Here is a 22,849-nt window from a genome sequence, read left to right as displayed (position 1 = left end):
GATGCCTGTCGTCCGGATCAACGGGATTCAGCTGAACTACGAGGAGCACGGAACGGGGGACCCGGTCGTCATGGTGACCGGCACCGGGGCCCCCGGCCGGATGTGGCGCACCCACCAGGTGCCCGCGCTCAAGGCGGCCGGCTTCAAGGTGGTCACCGTGGACAACCGCGGGATCCCGCCGAGCGATCCCTGCGCCGAGGGCTTCACCCTCGACGACATGGCGGCGGACATCGCGGGCCTCATCGAGCACCTCGGCGCGGGCCCGTGCCGGGTCGTGGGCTTCTCCCTGGGCGGCATCATCGTCCAGGAGCTGCTCCTGGCCCGGCCCGAACTCGTCCGGTCGGCAGTGCTGATGGCGACCAGCGGCCGGGCCGACACCTTCGCCACCGCCCAGGCGATCGCGGAGATGGACCTGGCCGACAGCGGGGTGAAGCTGCCGCCCCGCTACGCCGCCTATGTCAACGCGCTGCAGAGCCTGTCCCCGCAGACCCTGGCCGATGAGCGGCGGCTGCGCGACTGGCTGGACATCTTCGAGATCTCCGCCGTCGACCTGGCCTCGGTCCGCGGCCAGCTCGGCCTGCAACTGATCCCCAACCGGCTGCCCGCGTACGCGGCCATCCGCTGCCCGTGCCTGGTCCTGGGCTTCGAGCACGACCTGATCGTACGGCCGCAGCTCACCCGGGAGGTCGCCGACGCCATCCCGGGCGCCCGCTACACCGAGATCCCCGGCTGCGGACACTACGGCTACCTGGAAAAGCCGGCCGCGGTGAACGCCGCGCTCGTCGACTTCTTCACCGCTCCCCTCGCCGCTGGGGTGGCGGCCCCGGCCGGTGGGCGGGTGAGGGTTCCTTCCGGTGGCCCGGTGGCGGTCCCGGCCGGTGGGCCGGTGGCCGTTCCTGCCGGTGGTCCGTTGGCGGTCCCGGCTGGTGGCCCGGTGGGTGCGGAAAGCCGATCGTGAAGACGAGGCCCCCCTCCGGGCGGGCCTCCACGGCGAGCGTGGCGTCATGCGCCACCGCGATGGCCTGCACGATCGACAGCCCAAGTCCCAAGCCCTCCTTGTTGGTCCGCGGGTCGCCGAGCCGCTGGAACGGCTGGAACATCTGGTCCAGCGCGCTCGGCGGCACCACCGGACCGGAGTTCGCCACGGTCAGGACGGCCCGGCCGGGCTCGTCCGCCGTGGCCACCTCCACCCAGCCGTACGGCTCGTTGTGCCGCAGCGCGTTGTCCACCAGGTTGATGACGAGCCGTTCGGCCAGCGGGCGATGGCCCGCCGCGACCGTGGCCGCGAGCGCACAGCGCAGCGTGACCCGCCGCTGCTCCGCGTCCGTCCGGCGGGCCGCCACGACCTCCCGGGCCAGCCGGTCCAGGTCGAACGGCCTGCGCACCTCGATCCCCGCATGGCTACGGGCCAGGGTCAGCAGCGCCTCGATCATGCGCTCCTGCTGGGCGCCCGCGGCGAGGATCCGTTCGTGTGCCGCGCGCAGCGATGTCACGTCCGCGTCGGGATCCGACAGGGCCAACTGTCCCAGCGTCCGCTGCCGGGCGAGGGGAGTGCGCAGCTCATGCGAGGCGTTGGCGACGAACCGGCGCTGTGCCTCGAAGGATGTCTCCAGCCGGCCGAGCAGACCGTCGAACGTGTCGCCCAGCTCCTTGAGTTCATCGCTCGGGCCCTCGAGGGCGAGGCGCTGATGCAGGCTGGTCGCCGAGATCTCCCGGGCGGCGCCGATGACCGTGCGCAGCGGGCGCAGTATCCGCCCCGAGACCACCCAGCCCAGCGCGATCGAGATGACCGACATCAGTCCGAGCGCGATCGCGGACTGCACCAGCAGGTCGTGCAGTACGGCGTCCCGCTGCAGTTCCATGATCTCCCGCGCCGCGGCGGGCAGGACGTCGCGGGTGCTCTCCCCGATGCGCCCCCGTGGCGGTGGCACCGGCGGAGAGTGCCCGCCGGTCTCGCCCGCCCGCGGCCCACCGCCGTCCGGCGCGGGCTGCCCGCCGGACAGCGAACCGCCGTTGGAGCCCAGCACCAGCAGATACGTGATCGTCAGCAGCGCCGCCCCCGAGAGCAGGAACAGCGCCCCGTACAGCAGCGTCAGCTTCAGCCGGACCGTGCGCCGGGGCAGCGCCGAGTGCGCGAGCCGGGCGGTGAGCCGGGACAGCGGAGACCTGAGCCGGGGCAGCGAAGGCATCGGCGGCCTCAGATCCGGTAGCCGCGCTTGGCGACGGTCTCGATCACCGGCGGATCGCCCAGCTTGGCCCGCAGCCTGCTGATGGTGATCTTCACGGCGCTGGTGAACGGATCGGCCGCCTCGTCCCACACCCGCTCCAGCAGCTCCTCCGCCGACACCGCCCGCCCCTTGGCCGACAGCAGCAGCTCCAGCACGCCGAACTCCTTCGGCGCCAGCTCCAGGGGCCGGCCCGCCCGGGCGGCCTTGCGGCGCGCCGTGTCCACCACCAGATCACCGTGGTGCACCACCGGCGGCACGGCCGGATGCGCCCGCCGCGCCAGCGCTCCGATCCGGGCGATCAGCACCGGGAAGTCGAACGGCTTCGCCAGATAGTCATCGGCCCCCAGATTGAGCCCGTCGACCAGATCCTCCGCCGAGGCCGCCGCGGTCAGCATCAGCACCCTGCTGCGGCAGCCGGACGCGATCAGCTCGGAGCAGATCTCGTCGCCGTGCATCCCCGGCAGATCCCGGTCCAGCACGATCACGTCGTAGTCACTGAGCAGGGCCCGCTCCAGCCCGCTCTCCCCGTCGAACGCCACATCGACGGCCAGCTGCGCCCGCCGTAAGCCGACGGCCACCGCCTGCGCCATTTCCTGGTCGTCCTCCACCACGAGTACGCGCACCCGTTCCCCCTCCTCGGTCTGTCCAACCGGCCCTGCCCGGCCCTGCCCCCTGGACAGCGGGATCCAGAATGCCCCGGCTCCGGTTTCCGCGGGGTTTCACCCGTTGTCCAAGTGCAGAGAATACGCGGTTGGACGCCACTTCAATAGTCGACCTTGCCGCCCCCGATGGGCCCTCGTTACCTTGAATTCCCGCCCGCTCCGGGGAAGTTGGAAGGAGTGAAGATGACCAATCCGTTCGACGACGAAAACGGTTCCTTTCTGGTCCTGCTGAACGACGAGGGCCAGTATTCGCTGTGGCCCGCCTTTGCCGAGGTACCGGCCGGCTGGCGCGTCGTATTCGGCGAGGACGCCCGCAAGAACTGCCTGGACTACATCGAGGAGAACTGGCGCGACATGCGCCCCAAGAGCCTCATCGACCAGCTCACATAGGTCGGAACGACCCAAGCCGAGGAGAGCGTCGTGTCCATAGGCGGCCCAGGGCCGATGATGATTCGCGCGGTGGGCCCCGACCCATCCGTGACCAAGCAGAAAATAAAAGCCGGGACCGCGAAACGGATACTTCCGTATACCCGGCCGTACCGCGTCAGCATCTGTCTGCTGCTGCTCATGACCGTGGCGAACGCCGCGATTGTGGTGGCCGTCCCCATCCTCTTCAAATACCTCATCGACAACGGCATCGCCGAACAAGATTCCGATGTCGTCGTGGGTATCGCCATGGCGGTCGGCGGACTCGCGGTCCTCGGCGCGCTGCTGGGGTTCGGCGAGGCGTGGTACTCGGCCCGGGTCAGCGAAGGGCTCGTCTACGAGCTGCGCACCGAGGTCTTCGACCATGTGCAGCGCCAGCCGCTGGCGTTCTTCACCCGGGCCCAGACCGGCGCCCTGGTCAGCCGGCTCAACGCGGATGTGGTCGGGGCCCAGCAGGCCCTGACCTCACTGCTGTCCACGGTCGTCTCGGCCGCGCTCACCCTGTTCTTCGTCCTCATCACGATGTTCTACCTGTCCTGGGTGATCACCCTGATCTCCCTGGTCGTGCTGCCCTTCTTCATCCTCCCCGGCAAGGTCGTCGGGCGTCGGCTGCAGCGGCTCATGCGCTCCCAGATGGAGCAGAACGCCGAAATGGGCGCGCTGATGAACGAGCGGTTCAACGTGTCCGGGGCTCTGCTGGCCAAGCTGTACGGCCGGCCCGGCCGGGAGCTGCGCCAGTTCACCAAGCTGGCCGGAAAGGTCCGCGACCTCGGCGTCCTGACCGCCGTCAACGGCAAGCTGCTCTTCCTGTCGATGGTCCTCCTCAGCGCGCTCGCCACCGCCGTGGTCTACGGCGTCGGCGGCCGCCTCGTCATCGACCACGCCTTCGAGATCGGCACCCTGGTCGCCCTGGCCACCCTGCTCACCCGGCTCTTCGGCCCCATCAACCAGATCTCCAGCGCCCAGGCCAACGTGGTCACCGCCCTCGTCAGCTTCGACCGGCTCTTCGAGATCCTCGACCTCAAGCCGCTCATCTCCGAGAAGCCCGACGCGCTCGCCCTGCCCCGCGACGGCGCGCCCGAAATCGTCTTCGACGGCGTCTCGTTCTCCTACCCGGCCGCCGCCGACGTCTCGCTCGCCTCCCTCGAATCGATCGCCATACCGCGCACGGAGCGCGCCAGGAACGACTGGACCCTGCGCGAGCTGAGCTTCCGGCTGCCCGCCGGGAAGCTCACCGCCCTCGTCGGCCCCTCAGGCGCCGGCAAGACCACCATCACCCATCTCGTACCCCGGCTGTACGACCCCGGCGAGGGCACCGTCAGCATCGACGGACACGACCTCCGGGACCTCACACTGGAGTCCCTCTACGACACCATCGGCGTCGTCACGCAGGACGCCTACCTCCTCCACGCCACCATCGGCGACAACCTCCGCTACGCCCGCCCGGGGGCCACCGAGCAGGAGATGGCCGACGCCTGCAAGGCCGCCCAGATCTGGGGCCTGATCGAGTCCCTGCCCGACGGCTTCGACACCGTCGTCGGCGACCGCGGCTACCGGCTCTCCGGTGGCGAGAAACAGCGCATCGCCATGGCCCGGCTGCTGCTCAAGGCGCCACCGGTCGTCGTCCTCGACGAGGCCACGGCACACCTCGACTCCGAGTCCGAGGCCGCGCTGCAACGGGCGCTGGAGACCGCGCTCGCGGGGCGCACCTCGCTGGTGATCGCCCACCGGCTGTCCACGATCCGCGACGCCGACCAGATCCTCGTGATCGACGGCGGCCGGGTGCGGGAGAGCGGCACCCATGAGGAACTCCTCGCCCTGGGTGGGCTCTACGCGGAGCTGTACCGCACGCAGTTCGCGGGGCGTGGCGAACCGGGTGGTCATGATGCGGCGCCCAATGGGCGTGGGCCGGTGCCGCCTCATGGCCACGGGCCGGTGGGCAATGGGCATGCGCCGGCCGGGCCTCCTCGTGGGCCGTATCCGGCGGGCCCGGGGGCTGGTCCGTTCCCTGGGCCGGGTATGGGGCCGGGGCCCGGCCCTGCGCCCTTTCCGGGGCCGGGACCTCATCCGGGAATGCGGGCGATGCCCGGCGGCCCGCCGCCCGGACACGGCTGAGCACGCCCGGACACGGCTGAGCACGGCTGGGCACGGAGCTCCGACCACCGCCATCGCGCACCGCAGCAGAGGGAGACATCCATGCATGGCACGACCGAATCCTGGCGACCGCTGGGCGAGTTGTTCGACGCCCAGGTGGCCGAGTCGCCGGACGCGGTGGCGGTGATCGGCGCGGACGGTCTGGAGTGGTCGTACGCGGAGCTGGCGGCGCGGGCGGACCGGGTGGCCGGGGCGCTGGCCGCACGCGGGGTCCGACGCGGTGACCTGGTGGCGGTGGTGCTGGGCCGGTCCGCCGAGCTGGTGGCGGTGTGGCTGGGGGCGGTGAAGGCCGGGGCGGGGTTCGTTCCGGTCGACCCGGCGTATCCGGCCGAGCGGATCGGGTGGATGGTCGAGGACGCCGGGCCGGTGCTGGCGGTGTGCTCGGAGGAGACACGGGCGTTGGTTCCGTCCGGGGTCGAGCCCCTGGTCTGGGATCCGGCCGCGGAGGGTGAATCGGCACCCGCGGTGTCCGTGGGCGCCGATGACGTGGCGTATGTGATCTACACGTCGGGTTCGACGGGCCGTCCCAAGGGCGTGCTCGTGACCCATCGTGGCATCGGAAACCTGGCGGCTGCGCAGATCGAGCGATTCGCGGTGGACGCCGACGCGCGGGTGTTGCAGCTGGCGTCGTTGAGTTTCGACGCGGCGGTGTCCGAGATCTGCATGGCGTTGCTGTCGGGTGCCGCGTTGGTGATGGCGGACGCGGACAGGTTGCCGCCGCAGGGGTCGTTGAGCGAGACGGTGGCCGAGTACGGCGTCACGCATGCGACCGTGCCGCCGTCGGTGCTGGCCACGGTGGAGGAGTTGCCGGAGAGTCTGCGGACACTGGTGGTGGCGGGTGAGGTGTGCCCTCCGGGGCTGGTGGAGCGCTGGGCCCCCGGACGGCGGATGATCAATGGGTACGGCCCGACCGAGGTCACCGTATGCGCCACGATGAGCGCGCCTCTGGGGCCGTCCGGGCCGGTGCCGATCGGTGGACCGATCGCCAATACACGGGTGTTCGTGCTGGACGAGCGTCTGCGGCCGGTGCCCGAGGGCGCGCTGGGCGAGCTGTACGTCGCGGGACCGGGGCTCGCGCGGGGCTATCTGCGCCGCCCGGGACTGACCGCGGAACGCTTCGTGGCCTGCCCGTTCACGGACGGGCGGATGTATCGCACCGGCGACCTCGCCCGGCGGACGGCGGACGGTGAGCTCGTCTTCGGCGGGCGTGCGGACGAGCAGGTGAAGGTGCGTGGCTTCCGGGTGGAGCCGGGTGAGATCGAGGCCGTACTCGCCGGACATCGTGGTGTCGGCCACGTCGCCGCGGTCGTACGGGAGGACCGCCCCGGGGACCGGCGGCTCGTGGCCTACGTCGTCGCCGACGGGGGTGTGGATACTGCCGGGCTGCGGGAGTACGTGGCCGAGCGGCTGCCGGAGTACATGGTGCCCACCGCGGTCGTCGCCCTGGACGCGCTCCCGGTCACGGTGAACGGCAAGCTGGACCGCGCCGCCCTCCCGGCCCCCGACTTCACCGACGCCGCGGAGGGCCGTGGTCCGCGGACGCCCACCGAGGAGCTGCTCTGCCGGCTCTATGGCGAGACCCTCGGCCTGGAGCGGGTCAGCGCGGAGGCGTCCTTCTTCGAGCTCGGCGGCGATTCGATTCTGACCATGCTGCTGGTGTCGGTGGCCCGGCGCGCCGGGCTGGTGATCGCCCCGTACCAGGTGTTCGAGCTCGCCACTCCGGCCCGCCTCGCCGATGTCGCCGAGCCGCTGGATGAGAGCGCCGCGACAGGTGACCGGGCGCGGGGCGCGGGACATCTGCCGCTCTCCCCGGCCATGCACGAACTGTTGGACCGGGAGGGACTTCAGGGGCACGGGAAACCCGAGGTGGCCGCGGGGTTCCGGTCGGCCGTGCTGGACCTCCCGGCCGGACTCGACCTCCCGGCCGGGCTGGACCTGGACGACATCGCCCGTGCGCTGCAGGCTGTCGTCGATCGCCACGACATGCTGCGGGCCCGGCTGGAGGCCACACCGGAGCGGCGGCTGACCGTACCTCCGGCGGGGTCGGTGTCCGTCCGGACGTGGACGCGGCGGGTGGCGACGGCAGGTATGGACGCCGACCAGCTCCAGCAACTGCTCACCGCCGAGTCGGCCGAGGCCGGACGGCGGCTGGACCGGCGGGCCGGGGTGATGGCCCAGGCCGTGTGGTGCGACCACGGGCCGGACGCGCCGGGACGGCTGCTCGTCGTGGCGGACCGGCTGGTGGTCGACGCGATGTCCTGGCGGATCCTGCTGGAGGACATGGCCGCCGCGGTCGCAGGGCGGGAGGTCGCGTCGGTCCCGACGTCGTTCCGCCACTGGACGCGGGCCCTGGCCACGCAGGCCGACAGCGCGCGGCGGCGTGCGGAGCTGTCCGCCTGGACCGAACTCCTCGCCGCAGGCGACCCGTTGCTCACCACCCGGCCCGCCGGCCCGGCCCGCGACACGAACGCCCCGGTGCTCCGCGCCTCCGTACGCATCCCGGCCGACACCACGGCGGCGGTGCTGACCGCCCTGCCGGACGCGTTCCACACCGGCGCCGAGACCGTCCTGCTGACCGGGCTGACCACGGCCCTCGCCGCCTGGCGCGACGGTCAGGACCGGACCGGTGGCTTCCTCGTGGACGTGGCCGTGCCGGACCACGGGCGTGGCGCCCTGGGCAGCGGCACCGATCTCTCCCGCACCGTGGGCTCGTTCGCCCACCACCACCCCGTACGGCTCGACACCGGGGCCGCCGACCTCGCGGAGATCCGCCTCGGCGGGCCTGCCGCGGGCCGGGCCGTGAAGCGGATCAAGGAACAGCTGCGGGCCGTCCCCGGCGATGGACTCGGCTACGGCCTGCTGCGCCACCTCAACCCCGACACCGCCGCCACGCTCGCCACCCTGCCCACCCCGCAGCTAGGCTTCACCGCCCCGGGCGACGACGACCGGCCACCCACCCACCCGCTCGAAGCGGCGGCCCGCGTCGAGGGAGCCGAACTGGTCATCAGCCTGGACTGGCCGGAGCCCCTCCTCACCGAACCGGCCGCCCGGCGACTGCTCGAAGCGTGGGCGGAGACGTTGTCCGGCCTCGCCGCACACTCCGGCGGTGGCCACACGCCGTCCGACTTCCCGCTGATGGCGCTCGACCAGACCCAGATCGAGGAGCTGGAGGCCGAGGTGGCGGGCGGCGTGGTCGACGTACTGCCGCTGTCACCGCTCCAAGAGGGCCTGCTCTTCCACGCGATGTTCGATGAGCGGGAGCGGGACATCTATGTGGAGCAGAAGGTCCTGGAGCTCGAAGGGCCTCTGGACGCACGGAAGTTGCGGGCCACCTGGCAGGCGCTCGTGGAGCGGCATGGGAGCCTGCGCACCGGCTTCCGCCGCCTCGTCGGCGTGGACGAACCCGTCCAGGTGATCGCCCGCCGCGTCACCCTGCCCTGGCGCGAGATGGACCTGTCGCACCTCGGTACGGAGGCGGCGCGGGACCGGGCGGACCGGTTGGAGAGCGCCGAACGGGCCCGCCGCTTCGACCTCGCGGCCCCGCCCCTGGCACGAATCCTGCTGGTGAAGACCGGCCCCGACCGCCACCGCATGGTCGTGACCCTGCACCACATCGTGCTCGACGGCTGGTCGCTGCGGATCCTCATCCGCGAGCTGTGGGCCGCCTACACGGCCGGCGGCGTCACCCGCGAACTGGCGCCGACCACGCCCTACGGCGAGTATCTGGCCTGGCTCGCCCGCCAGGACCGGGAGGCGGCGCGCGCCGCCTGGCAGCGGGCGCTGGACGGCGTGTCCGAACCGACGACGGTCGCCGCGCTCGACCCGACCGCCGAACCCGTCCTCACCCGCAAGGTTCTCGCCGAGACCGGCGACCATCTGGCCGGTGCGCTGCGGGAGCTCGCGCGCGCCCACGGCGTCACGCTGAACACCGTGCTACAGGTGGCCTGGGCCCAGGTCGTCGGCAAACTCACCGGCCGGAGCGATGTGGTGTTCGGCGCCGCGGTGGCCGGACGCCCGCCGGAACTGGCGGGGATGGCGGACATGCTGGGGCTCTTCATCAACACGATCCCCGTACGGGTCCGGCTGCGCCCGGCAGACTCCATCGCCCACCTGCTCACGGTGGTGCAGGCCCAGCAGTCGGCGCTGCTCGACCACCAGCACCTCGGCCTCAAGGAGATCCAGCGCCTGGCCGGGCCGGGCGCCACGTTCGACACCCTGATGGCCTTCGAGAACTTCCACGCGGGCGAGACCGGACCGGCCGCCCCCCTGCGGCTGAGCGCCAGCACGACCCGGATGGCGACCACCTTCCCGCTGACGCTGGGGGTGGACCCGGCGGACGAGCTGAAGTTCTGGCTGGACCATCGCCCGGACGCGTTCGACGAGGACGCCGCCCGGGGCGTGGTACGGCGGCTGGTTCGGGTGCTGGAGCAGATGGCGGCGGACCCGGCGCGGCGGGTGAGCGAGGTCGAGGTGCTGGGGCGTGGGGAGCGGGAGCGGGTGGTGGAGGGGTGGAACGCCACTGGCCGGGTGGTGCCGGTGGGGTCGTTGGGTGAGTTGTTCGATGCGCGGGCGGCCGTCTCCCCGGGTGTGGTGGCGGTGGTGGGTGCGGGTGGTGAGGAGTGGTCGTATGCGGAGTTGAGGGGGTGGTCGGATCGGGTGGCGGGTGCGTTGGTTGCGCGGGGTGTGGGGCGGGGGGATCTGGTGGGTGTGGTGTTGGAGCGGTCGGTGGATGTGGTGGCGGTGTTGTTGGGGGTGGTGAAGGCGGGGGCGGGGTTTGTGCCGGTGGATCCGGCGTATCCGGTGGAGCGGATTGGGTGGATGGTTGAGGATGCGGGGCCGGTGCTGGTGGTGTGCTCGGAGGGGACGCGGGGGTTGGTTCCGGCTGGTGTGGAGTGCTTGGTGTGGGGTGCGTCTGAGGTGGTGGCGGAGCCCGTGCCTGCGGTTTCGGTGGGTGTCGATGAGGTGGCGTATGTGATTTATACGTCGGGTTCGACGGGTCGGCCGAAGGGTGTGGTGGTGACGCATCGTGGTATTGGCAACCTGGCGGCTGCGCAGATCGAGCGGTTTGTGGTGGGTGCTGGTGCGCGGGTGTTGCAGTTGGCGTCGTTGAGTTTCGACGCGGCGGTGTCCGAGATCTGTATGGCGTTGCTGTCGGGTGCTGTGTTGGTGATGGCGGGTGGGGACAGGTTGCCGCCGCGGGGGTCGTTGAGTGAGGTGGTGGCGGAGTTCGGGGTTACGCATGTGACGGTGCCGCCGTCGGTGTTGGCGACGGTGGAGGAGTTGCCGGAGGGTTTGCGGACGTTGGTGGTGGCGGGTGAGGTGTGTCCGGCGGGGTTGGTGGAGCGGTGGGCGTCGGGGCGGCGGATGGTGAATGCGTACGGGCCGACGGAGGTGACCGTATGCGCGACGATGAGTGCGCCGCTGGAGCCGTCCGGGCCGGTGCCGATCGGCGGGCCCATCGCCAACACCGCTGTCTACGTACTGGACGAGCAACTGCGGCCGGTCCCCGTGGGTGTGCTGGGTGAGTTGTATGTCGCGGGGCCGGGGCTCGCGCGCGGTTACCTCGGCCGCCCGGGGCTGACGGCGGAACGGTTCGTGGCCTGCCCGTTCACGGACGGGCGGATGTATCGCACCGGTGACCTGGCCAAGTGGACCGGGGACGGCCGACTCGTCTTCGGTGGCCGGGCTGACGAGCAGGTGAAGGTGCGTGGCTTCCGGGTGGAGCCGGGTGAGATCGAGGCCGTCCTCGCCGGACACCGGAGGGTCGGACAGGCCGCCGTGGTCATACGGGAGGACCGCCCCGGGGACCGGCGGCTCGTGGCCTACGTCGTCTCTGACGGGGATGTGGATACTGCCGGGCTGCGGGAGTACGTGGCCGAGCGGCTGCCCGAGTACATGGTGCCCACCGCTGTCGTCGCCCTGGACGCGCTCCCGGTGACCGTCAATGGCAAGCTGGACCGCGCCGCCCTCCCCACACCGGACCTCTCCGATGCCACCGGGCGTGGCCCCGCCACGCCGACTGAGGAGATCCTCTGCGGCCTGTACTGCGAGGTTCTCGGGCTCGAACGGGTCGGCGCCGAGGTGTCGTTCTTCACCATCGGTGGCGACTCGATCCTCGCCATGAAGCTCATCGCCCGGATCGGCGCCGTCCTCGACACCGAGCTCAACATCGGCGAGCTGTTCGCCGCCCCCACGGTGGCCGGAGTCGCCCGCCTCGTCGCGGCGGCAGGAGGTACGGCCGCCCGGGCCGCGCTGACACCACGGCCGAGGCCGAAGACGCTGCCGCTCTCGTACGCCCAGCGGCGCATGTGGTTCCTCAACCAGCTGGAGGAGACCAACCCGGGAGCCGGAGCGGTCTACAACCTGCCGCTGGCCCTGCGGCTCTCCGGCGATCTGGATGTCACCGCGCTGGAAGCCGCCCTCGGCGATGTCGCCGACCGGCACGAGAGCCTGCGCACGGTCTTCCCGGAAACCGATGGCGAGCCGCGCCAGCAGGTGCTGGAGGGCGAGGCGGGCCGACCGCGTCTCGTCGCCGTGGACACCAGCGAGGAACTCCTCGCGGCCGAACTCGGGGTGCACGCGGACCGTGGCTTTGACGTGACCGTCGATCTGCCGTGGCGGGCACGGCTGTTGAAGACGGGGCCGTCGGAGTATGTGCTGCTGATCGTCGCGCATCACATCGCCGTGGATGGCTGGTCGATGGGTGTGCTGGCGCGGGACCTGGGGGCGGCGTACGCCGCCCGTCGGGCGGGTGGCGCGCCGGTGTGGGAGCCGCTGCCGGTGCAGTACGCGGACTACGCGCTGTGGCAGCGCGAGGTGCTGGGCGACCCCGAGGACCCGGACAGCGTGATCAGCGGCCAACTCCGCTACTGGCGTGGGGCGCTGGCCGGTGCGCCCCAGGAGCTCGCGCTGCCGACTGACCGGCCCCGGCCCGCGGTGTCCTCGTTCCGCGGTGGCGAGGTGCCGATCCGGATCAGCGCGGAGACCCACGCCCGGCTGCTGGACGTGGCCCGCCGTGGCCGCGCGACCATGTTCATGGTGGTGCACGCCGCCCTTTCCGTGCTGCTGAGCCGGGTGGGTGCGGGCGACGACATTCCGATGGGTGTGCCGATCGCGGGCCGTGGCGACCCGGCGCTGGACGACCTGGCCGGGTTCTTCGTCAACACCCTGGTCGTCCGCGCCGATCTCAGCGAGGATCCGTCCTTCACCGAGCTGCTGGCCCAGGTGCGGGAGACCGATCTGGCCGCGTACGGGCATCAGGACGTGCCGTTCGAGCGGTTGGTCGAGGACCTGAACCCGTCACGCTCGCTGTCCCACAACCCGCTGTTCCAGATCCTGCTGGCCCTGCAGAGCGTACCGGCGCCGCAATGGGGCCTGCCGGGGCTGCGGGTCCGGCGGATACCGGCGGCCGCCCAGGTCCCGGCGCGCTTCGATCTGTCGCTGGACCTGGCCGAGCATCGTGATGGTGTGGGGGCGCCGGCGGGGTTGGGTGGGGCGTTGCTGTATGCGGTGGATTTGTTTGATGAGGGTACGGCGCGGGGGTTGGTGGGGCGGTTGGTGCGGGTGTTGGAGGCGGTGGCGGCGGATCCGGGGGTGCGGGTCAGTGAGATCGATGTGTTGGGGGAGGTGGAGCGGGCTCGGGTGGTGGCGGAGTGGAATGCCACCGGGACCACGCTGCCCGGCGGTTCGATCGTGGAGCGCATCGAGGCGCGGGTCGCGGCGACGCCCGATGTGGTGGCGGTGCGTTGCGGTGAAGAGGCGTTGTCATATGGGGAGTTGGACCGGCGGGCGAATCGGTTGGCGCGGCTTTTGACCGAAGTGGGGGTCGGTCCGGAGTCGCGGGTCGCACTGTGTCTGCCGAGGTCGGTGGACATGGTGGTGGCGGAGTTGGCGGTGTGGAAGGCCGGTGGGGCGTTCGTTCCGCTGGATCCGGAGTATCCGGCGGAGCGGTTGGGGTTTGTGATCGCGGACAGTGGTGCCGAAGTGGTCCTCGGTACGTCGGGGAGCTTGGCCGAGGTGCCGGTCGGTGGTGCTCGTGTGGTGCGCATGGAGGAGGCGGACGGCTTCTCCGCTGAGCGGCTGGGGACGGTCGTCGTCCCCGGTCAGTTGGCCTACGTGATCTATACGTCGGGCTCCACGGGACGACCGAAGGGCGTGGCCGTCGCGCATGGCGGCGTGGTGAATCTGGCCGAGGCGATGCTTCCGGTGCTGGGCATGGACGTGGGTGTGGTGGCGTTGCAGTTCGCCTCGTTCAGCTTTGACGCCGCCGTTCTCGATGTCGCCGTCACCCTTGCCGCCGGTGGCACTCTCGCGGTGGCGAGTGCGGCGGAGCGTAAGGATCCGCAGGCGCTGGCGGAGATGATCGGCCGGTGCGGGGTGCAGGTGGCGAGCGTGGTGCCGTCGCTGTTGGGAGTGCTTGACCCGGATGCCGTGCCGGGTGTGAGCAATTGGGTGTTGGGCGCGGAGCGGTTGAGTGCGGAGCTGGCTGGGCGGTGGTCGGCGGGTGCGCGGGTGTGGAACACGTACGGGCCGACCGAGGCCACCGTCATCACCACCGCCACTGCCATGCCCCTCGACCCCGGACTCGGCACGGCCCCGCCAATAGGCCGCCCTCTGCCCAACAACAAGGTGTTCGTGCTCGACACCTTCCTCAAGCCGGTACCCGTAGGCGTCACGGGCGAGGTCTATATCGCAGGTGCGGGTCTGGCCCGGGGCTATATCGGTCGGCCGGGGCTATCGGCGGAGCGGTTCGTCGCCTGCCCGTTCGCTGGCCCGGGCGGCCGGATGTATCGCAGTGGGGACCTGGCCAAGTGGACCGCCGAGGGTGATCTGGTCTTCGCTGGTCGGGGCGATGAGCAGGTCAAGGTCCGTGGTTTCCGCGTCGAGCCGGGTGAGATCGAGGCGGTCGTGGCCGCCTGCGAGGGTGTGGGTCAGGTTGCGGTGGTGGTCCGCGAGGACGGGCCGGGGGACAAGCGGCTGGTCGCGTACGTGGTCCCCGGCGGGGAGCTGGACGTGGCGGTCGTGCGGGAGTTCGCGGCGGACCGGTTGCCGGAGTACATGGTCCCGACCGTCATGGCGCTGGACGCGCTGCCGCTCACGGTCAACGGCAAGCTGGACCGCGGCGCGCTCCCCGCTCCCGACACCGCCGAGATGGTGGCGGGCCGGGCCGCCGAGACGCCCGTCGAGGAGATCCTCTGTGGGCTCTTCGCCGAGGTGCTCGGCCTCGATGAGGTGAGTGCCGATGCGTCGTTCTTCGAGCTCGGTGGTGACTCGATCATGTCGATGCTGCTGGTGTCGAGGGCGCGTAAGGCCGGTCTGGTGGTGAGCGCCCGGCAGGTGTTCGAGCGGCGCACTCCGGCGGAGCTGGCCGTGGTGGCCCGTGATGTGGCCACCGCCGATGGCCTTGAGGGAAGCGGCGACACGGGCACCGGCGAGGTGCCGTTGACCCCGGTGATGCATGAGCTGCTGGGCCGGGCGGGAGCGGAGCGCATACGTGGGGTGTTCCAGTCGACCGTGGTGATGGTTCCGGCGGGGACGCGGCTGGAGACGCTGACCGGCGCCGTTCAGGCGGTGGTCGATCAGCACGACATTCTGCGGGCCCGACTGGACATCGAGCCCGAACCCCGCCTCCTCGTCCCCCCGGCAGTGTCCGTGGCCCCGTGGGTGCACCGGATCGATGCCAGCGCGGCCGGGGTTGACCTCGAGCGCGTGATCGCCGAGCAGTCGCGGGCCGCCGCGGACCGGCTCGACCCGCGGGCCGGGGTGATGGCGCAGGTGGTCTGGTTCGACCTCGGCCCGAGCACCCCCGGACGGCTCCTGCTCACCGTCCACCACCTCGCCGTGGACACGCTCTCCCTCCGCGTCCTCATCCCGGACCTCGCCCAGGCGTACGCGGACCTGGCCGCCGGCCGTGAGGTCGTGCTTGAGCCCGTCCCCACCTCCTTCCGGCACTGGTCCCGCGCCCTGCTGGCCGAGGCCACCGGCCAACCGCGGCTCGCCGAACTCCCGGCCTGGAGCCGACTGTTGCGCGGCTCCGACGCGCCACTCGGCGCGCACCCCCTGGACCCGGCCCGCGACGTGGGCGCCACGCTGCGGCGGGTCTCCGTGACGGCGTCGGCGGAGCTCACCGCGACCCTGCTGACCGCGGTCCCGGCCGCCTTCCACGCCGGGATCGACGATGTGCTGCTCACCGCCCTCGCCTCCGCCGTCGCCGAGTGGCGGCGGCACCGCGGGCAGAGCACGGAGGGCGGGGTCCTCGTGGATGTGGAAGGCCATGGCCGGACGTCCGGCGGTCTCGATCTGGCCCGTACGGTGGGCTGGTTCACCAGCACGTACCCCGTACGACTCGACGCCGCGACACAGGACTTCGCCGGGCTGCGCGGTGGCGGGCCGGTGGCGGGACGGGCCGTCAAGCACATCAAGGAACAGCTCCGCGCCGTCCCGGGCGACGGCCGCGGCCACGGCCTGCTCCGCCATCTCAACCCCGAGACCGCGCCCACCCTCGCCACCCTGCCCACCGCCCAGATCGGCTTCACCTACCTGGGCCGCCTCGCCGACGGGACACCGGAGCGGACGGCTGCACCGGAGCGGACGGCTGTACCGAAGCCGACGGCTGCCGCCTGGTCCGCCGCCCCCGAAGGCGGCCTCGGCGGCGGAGTGGGCGACGAGGTCCCGCTGGCCCACGCCCTGGAGGCCGTCGGCCTGGTCCGCGACCTGCCGGACGGCCCGCTGCTCACGTTGACACTCGCCTGGCCCCAGCACCTCCACCACCCGGACGACATGCGACGGCTCGTCGACGGCTGGCTGGCGATGCTCACCGGCCTCGCCGCCCACACCACCGGCTCCGGCGGCGGCCACACACCGTCGGACTTCTCACTCATCACGCTCGACCAGAGCCAGATCGACGCGCTCGAAGCGGAACTCGCGGACAAGGGGGGAGCACGATGACTCAGATGCGAGTCCAGGACGTCTGGCCGCTGTCGCCGCTGCAGGAGGGCCTGCTCTTTCACGCGGTGTACGACGAGCGTGGCATCGATGTCTATGTCGAGCAGCTCGTGCTGGATCTGGCGGGCAAGGTGGACCCCGCGGTGCTGCGCGACGCGTGGCAGGCCCTGCTCGACCGGCACGAGAGCCTGCGCGCGGGCTTTCGGCAGCTGGCCGGGGTGGCGCAGCCGGTGCAGGTCATCGCCCGGGGCGTGGAGCTGCCGTGGCGGGAGGAGGATCTGTCCGGGCTGGACGCGGATGCGGCCCGTGCGGAGTCGGAGCGGTTGGGGATAGAGGAGCGGGAGCGGCGTTTCGACCTGGCGGTGCCGCCGTTGCTGAAGGTGCTTCTGGTCAGGGTCGGGCCGGATGAGTACCGGATGATGGTGACGCTGCATCACATCCTGCTGGACGGCTGGTCGCTGCCGGTGCTGATGCGGGAGTTGTGGGCGTGTTACGAGGCCGGGGGCAGCGCCCGTGGCCTCCCGCCCGTCACCCCGTACCGCGACTACCTCGCCTGGCTCGCCCGCCAGAACAAGGAAGCCGCGCGGGACGCATGGCGACAGGAGCTGACGGGCGCGGACGAACCGACGCTGGTGGCACCGGGCGGACCGTCCACCGCCCCGGTCGCCTCCGGCAAGGCGGCCACCGACGCCGGAGCGGAACTCGCCGGCCGACTGCGGGACCTCGCCCGCCGCAATGGCCTGACCCTGAACACCGTGATCCAGGCCGCCTGGGCCGTTGTGCTCGGTCGGCTCACCGGCCGCCGCGATGTGGTGTTCGGCGCGACGGTGGCGGGGCGCCCCGCCGACCTGCCCGGCATGGAGAGCATGCTGGGGCTCTTCATCAACACGCTGCCCGTACGCGTGCGTTTGGACCCGGCCCGTACGGTCGCCGAGCTGCTCGCGCAGCTACAGGAACGGCAGTCGGCGCTGCTGGACCACCAGCATCTGAGCCTCACCGAGATCCAACGGCAGGCCGGGCCCGGCGCCACCTTCGACACCATCATGGCGTTCGAGAACCACCCCATCGGCACGCGCGACTCCACGGCGGCGGCCGCTGGGCTGCGGATCACCGGCACGGCGATGCGCGAGTCCACCAACTTCCCGCTCTCGCTGGGCGTCCACCCGACGGAGGAGCTGCGGCTGCGGCTGGACTACCGCCCGGACCTGTTCGACCCCGAGGCGGCTCAGGGGCTCCTTGACCGCCTGGTCCGCGTGCTGGCGCAGATGGCGGCCGATCCGGAGACGTTGGTCGGTCGGCTCGATGTGCTGGGGGAGGTGGAGCGGGCTCGGGTGGTGGCGGAGTGGAATGCCACGGAGGCTGTACTGCCTGGCGGTTCGATCGTGGAGCGCATCGAGGCGCGGGTCGCGGCGACGCCCGATGTGGTGGCGGTGCGTTGCGGTGAAGAGGCGGTGTCGTATGGGGAGTTGGACCGGCGGGCGAATCGGTTGGCGCGGCTTTTGACCGAAGTGGGGGTCGGTCCGGAGTCGCGGGTCGCACTGTGTCTGCCGAGGTCGGTGGACATGGTGGTGGCGGAGTTGGCGGTGTGGAAGGCGGGCGGGGCGTTCGTTCCGCTGGATCCGGAGTATCCGGCGGAGCGGTTGGGGTTTGTGATCGCGGACAGTGGTGCCGAGGTGGTCCTGGGGACGGTCGATTGCCTTGACGGTGTTCCGCTCGGTGATGCGCGTGGGGTTCTTCTCGAGGGTGCCGGGGCGTTCTCGGCGGAGGCGCTGGGGACGGTCGTGGTTCCGGAGCAGTTGGCGTATGTGATTTATACGTCGGGTTCGACGGGGCGTCCGAAGGGTGTGGCTGTCGCGCATGGTGGCGTGGTGAATCTGGCCGAGGCGATGCGTCCGGTGCTGGGGATGGACGCGGGTGTGGTGGCGTTGCAGTTCGCCTCGTTCAGCTTCGACGCGGCCGTCCTCGATGTCGCCGTCACCCTCGCCGCCGGTGGCACCCTCGCCGTCGCCACCACCGCCGAGCGCAACGACCTGCGGGCGCTGGCGGAGATGATCGGCCGGTGTGGTGTGCGGGTGGCGAGTGTGGTTCCGTCGCTGCTCGGGGTGGTGGATCCGGATGCCGTGCCGGGTGTGAGCAATTGGGTGTTGGGCGCGGAGCGGTTGAGTGCGGAGCTGGCCGGGCGGTGGTCGGCTGGTGCGCGGGTGTGGAACACGTACGGGCCGACCGAGGCCACCGTCATCACCACGGCCACCGCCATGCCTCTCGATCCCGGACTGGGCACGGCCCCGCCGATAGGCCGTCCCCTCTCCAATGTCCGTGTCTATGTGCTGGACCAGTTCCTCAAGCCGGTGCCCGTAGGCGTCACGGGCGAGGTCTATATCGCAGGTGCGGGTCTGGCCCGGGGCTATATCGGTCGGCCGGGGCTATCGGCGGAGCGGTTCGTCGCCTGCCCGTTCGCCGCCCCGGGCGGCCGGATGTATCGCAGTGGCGACCTGGCCAAGTGGACCACCGAGGGTGATCTGGTCTTCGCGGGCCGGGTTGACGAGCAGGTCAAGGTCCGTGGCTTCCGCGTCGAGCCCGGCGAGATCGAGGCCGTCCTCAGCGGCCACCCGGCCGTGGCCCAGGCAGCCGTGGTCATCCGCGAGGACCGTCCCGGGGACCGGCGCCTCGTCGCGTATGTGATCCCCACCGGCGAACTCGACCCGGCGGCCCTGCGCCGCCTCGCCGCCGACCGGCTGCCGGAGTACATGGTCCCGGCGGTCGTCGTGCTGGACGCGCTGCCGCTCACCGTCAACGGCAAGCTGGACCGCGCCGCACTCCCCGCCCCCGACACCGCGGGCGCCCCCGAGGGCCGCGCGCCCGCCACCCCCACCGAGGAGATCCTCTGCGGGCTCTTCGCCGAAGTCCTCGGGCTGAACCAGGTGGGCGCCGACACCTCCTTCTTCGAACTCGGCGGCGACTCCCTCCTCGCCATGCGGCTCATCGCCCGCATCCGCCCCGTGCTCGACAGCGAACTGCGCATCGCCGATCTGTTCGCCACCCCGACCGTCGCCGACACCGCCCGCCGGATCGACGCCGAGCACGGCGACGCACGGCCACCGCTGGAGCCACAGCCGCGCCCCAAGGACCCCGAGCACCTGCCGCTGTCGTACGGGCAGCAGCGGATGTGGTTCCTGAACCGGCTCGTGACCACCAGCCAGGGCGCAGGGGACGCCGGGGATGCCGAAGGGGCGGAGGCCGCCGGGGGTGCCGAGGGGACGGAGGATGGAGGGGCCGCCGCGGGCGTCTACAACATGCCCCTCGCGCTACGCCTCTCCGGCCGCCTCGACACCGGCGCGCTGGAAACCGCCCTCGCCGACGTCGCCGACCGCCACGAGAGCCTGCGCACGGTGTTCCCGGAGACCGACGGCATACCGCGGCAGCGGGTGCTGGACGGCCCCGCGGCGCATCCGCCACTCGTGGTCGTCGACCTCCCCGCGGACCAAGTCGAGGCGGAGCTGAGCGCGCACGCCGGCCGCGGCTTCGAGCTCAGCACCGAACTGCCTTGGCGGGCACGACTGTTGGTCACCGGGCCCACCGAGTACGTGCTGCTCATCGTGGCACACCACATCGCCGCAGACGGCTGGTCGATGGGTGTCCTCGCGCGGGACCTCAGCACGGCCTACGCCGCCCGTCGGGAGGGCCGGGCGCCGGTGTGGGAGCCGCTGCCGGTGCAGTACGCCGACTTCGCCATCTGGCAGCGGCGGCTGCTGGGGGAGCGGGGCGACGCGGACAGCCTGCTGAGCGACCAGCTCGCCTACTGGCACCACGCCCTCGCCGACGCGCCGCAGGAGCTGGCGCTTCCGGCCGACCGCCCGCGCCCGGCGGTGTCGTCGTACGCGGGTGGCCTGGTCCCCGTCCGCATCGACGCCCCCACCCACGCCCGCCTCGTCGGGCTCGCCCAGCGCGGCGGAGCCACGGTGTTCATGGTGGTGCACGCCGCGCTTGCGGCGCTCCTCGCCCGGATGGGCGCGGGCACGGACATCCCCATCGGCACGGCGGTCGCGGGGCGTGGCGACGCCGCGCTGGACGGGCTGGCCGGTTTCTTCGTCAACACGCTCGTGCTGCGCACCGACCTGAGCGGCGACCCCGCCTTCACCGAACTCCTGGCCCGGGTGCGGGAGACCGACCTGGCCGCCTACGCCCACCAGGACGTGCCCTTCGAGCAGCTCGTCGAGGACCTCGCGCCCTCGCGCTCGCTGGCCCGCAACCCGCTGTTCCAGGTCATGCTGTCGCTGCGGAACGTGCCGCCCGCGCAGTGGGACCTGCCCGGCCTCCAGGTCCGGCCCACGCCGCCCGGCTCCCTCGCCGCCCGCTTCGACCTGTCCGTCGACCTGTCAGAACACCGCGACCGGGACGGCAGCCCGGCCGGAATCGGCGGCGACATCTTCTACGCCACCGAACTGTTCGACGAGGCCACCGCCCAGGCCCTGGCCCGGCGGCTGGCGGCGGTGCTGGAGCAGATCGCCGCCGATCCCACCGTGTCCCTCAGCCGGCTGCGGATCCTCGACCCGGCCGAGTGGGCGACCGTCGTCCAGGACTGGAACCACACGGCCCGCAGCGTGCCGGAGGGCACGTTGGCCGAGCTGTTCGAGGCACAGGTGCGGCGGACCCCCGATGCCCTGGCCGTCGTCGGAGCGGCGGAGCGTGGCCTGACGTACGCACAGCTGGAGGAGCGCGGCAACCGGCTGGCACACGAGCTGATCGCCCGTGGCATCGGCCCCGAGGATCTGGTCGGCGTGGCCATGGAGCGGTCCGTCGAGCTGATGGCCGTACTGCTGGCCGTGGTCAAGGCGGGCGCGGGCTATCTGCCCATAGACCCCCGGTATCCGGCGCGGCGGATCGCCTTCATGCTGGCCGACGCCCGGCCGAAGCTGGTGCTGTGCACGGGCGGGACCGAGGCCGTGCTGCGCGTCGGTGAACCTGAGGCCGTACTGGGCACTGGCGAGAGCCAGGCCGTGCTGGGCACTGGCGAGAGCCAGGCCGTGCTGGGCACTGGCGAGAGCCAGGCGGTGCTGGGCGCCGACACGCCGCCCCGCCTGGTTCTCGACGCCCCGGAGGTGACCGCCGCGCTGGCGACACGCCCGGCCACCGCCCCCGCGGACGCCGACCGCGTCCGGCCGCAGCGGCTTGGGCACCCCGCGTACGTCATCTACACCTCCGGCTCCACCGGCACCCCGAAGGGCGTCGTGGTCACCCACGGCGGAGTGGGCAGCCTGGCGGCGAGCCACATCACCCGGTTCGGGTCCGGGCCCGGCGCACGCGTCCTGCAGTTCGCCTCGCCCAGTTTCGACGCCGCGTTCGCCGAGTTCTGCACCGCCCTGCCCGCCGGGGCCACCCTCGTCATGGCGGACCGGGACATGCTGCCGCCGTACGGGTCGCTGGCCGGCGTCGCCGCCGAGTTCGGCGTCACGCATCTGACCGCGCCGCCGTCCGTGCTCGCCGCCGACGAGCTTCCCGCCACCGTGAGCACCGTCGCCGCCGCGGGCGAGGTGTGCCCGCCCGCGCTGGTGGCACGGCTGGCGCCGGGGCGGCGGATGCTGAACGCGTACGGCCCCACCGAGGCCACCGTCTGCGTCACCCTGAGCGACCCGCTCACCCCGGCCGACGCCGACGCCCCGGTGCCGATCGGGCGGCCGCTCGAGAACGGGCGGACGTATGTCCTGGACGAGTTCCTGCAGCCCGTCCCCGCCGGGGTCACGGGAGAGCTCTACCTCGCCGGTCCCGGCCTGGCCCGCGGCTATCTCGGCCGCTCGGCGCTGACCGCCGAGCGCTTCGTGGCCTGCCCGTTCGCCGCCGCCGATAAACCCGGCGCCCCCGGCGGGCGGATGTACCGCACCGGGGACCTGGCCCGCTGGACCCCCGACGGCCAACTCGTCGTCGTCGGACGGGCCGACACCCAGATCAAGATCCGCGGCTTCCGGGTGGAGCCGGGCGAGATCGAGGCCGTGCTCGCCACCCACCCGGCCGTCCGCCGGTCCGCCGTCGTGGTCCGCGAGGACCGCCCCGGGGACCGTCGGCTCGTCGCCTACGTCGTCCCCGGCGAGGACGCGGACACGGCCGGACTGCGGGAGTACGTGGCGGAACGGCTGCCCGACCACCTGGTTCCGGCCGCCGTGATGACGCTCGACTCCCTCCCCGTCACGGTGAACGGCAAGCTCGACCGCGAAGCCCTGCCCGCCCCCGACTACGCGGGTCTGACCGGTCGCCGCGCCCCCGCCACTCCCGTCGAAGAGGCGCTGTGCGGACTGTTCGCCGACATCCTCGGCCTCGACCAGGTCGGCGTCGACGCGTCGTTCTTCGCGCTGGGTGGCGATTCGCTGCAGGCCATGCGGCTGATCGCCCGGATCCGCGCCGTCCTGGACACCGAGCTGAGCATCCGGCAGCTGTTCGCCG

Annotated in this window: 6 protein-coding genes and 1 pseudogene (1 of these 7 running past the window's edge); 5 read left to right on the top strand and 2 right to left on the bottom strand. The window is 72.1% G+C overall.

Annotated features, from left to right (window positions below):
* Position 1: 1 nt before the first annotated feature.
* Positions 2-793, top strand: a pseudogene (locus LIV37_RS09220) (alpha/beta fold hydrolase); the annotation flags it as partial.
* Here LIV37_RS09220 and LIV37_RS09215 read toward each other — a convergent pair.
* On the bottom strand, positions 792-2,189 hold the full coding sequence (locus LIV37_RS09215; protein WP_020866838.1) for a sensor histidine kinase: 1,398 nt from the start codon (positions 2,187-2,189) through the stop codon (positions 792-794). The pseudogene LIV37_RS09220 and the gene LIV37_RS09215 sit on opposite strands and share 2 nt — an antisense overlap.
* 8 nt (positions 2,190-2,197) lie before the next feature.
* Positions 2,198-2,851, bottom strand: a complete 654-nt coding sequence (locus LIV37_RS09210) for a response regulator transcription factor (RefSeq protein WP_020866837.1) — start codon at positions 2,849-2,851, stop codon at positions 2,198-2,200.
* A gap of 222 nt (positions 2,852-3,073) precedes the next feature.
* Between LIV37_RS09210 and LIV37_RS09205 the strand changes: the two genes are divergently transcribed.
* The 4 genes from LIV37_RS09205 to LIV37_RS09190 form a co-directional block, all read left to right on the top strand.
* A complete protein-coding gene (locus LIV37_RS09205) occupies positions 3,074-3,280 on the top strand; it encodes an MbtH family protein (protein ID WP_020866836.1) in 207 nt (68 codons plus the stop codon).
* 54 nt (positions 3,281-3,334) lie between these two features.
* Complete coding sequence (locus LIV37_RS09200; protein ID WP_020866835.1) at positions 3,335-5,431, top strand: ABC transporter ATP-binding protein; 2,097 nt, start codon at positions 3,335-3,337, stop codon at positions 5,429-5,431.
* An 81-nt stretch (positions 5,432-5,512) separates the two neighbouring features.
* Positions 5,513-16,417 carry a non-ribosomal peptide synthetase gene (locus tag LIV37_RS09195; RefSeq protein ID WP_121825663.1) on the top strand — a complete coding sequence of 3,635 codons (10,905 nt, stop codon included), beginning with the start codon at positions 5,513-5,515 and terminating at the stop codon, positions 16,415-16,417.
* Positions 16,414-22,849, top strand: partial view of an amino acid adenylation domain-containing protein gene (locus tag LIV37_RS09190; protein WP_254807098.1) — the 5' portion only. It continues 1,706 nt past the right edge of the window; the window shows 6,436 of its 8,142 coding nt (coding positions 1-6,436); its start codon is at positions 16,414-16,416; the stop codon falls past the right edge of the window. The genes LIV37_RS09195 and LIV37_RS09190 overlap by 4 nt, the downstream gene beginning before the upstream one ends.

It is taken from the genome of Streptomyces rapamycinicus NRRL 5491, assembly GCF_024298965.1.
Classification (GTDB): Bacteria; Actinomycetota; Actinomycetes; order Streptomycetales; family Streptomycetaceae; genus Streptomyces; species Streptomyces rapamycinicus.
The sequence above is the reverse complement of the archived record's forward strand: the minus strand, read 5'-3'. Positions and strand labels throughout refer to the sequence as shown.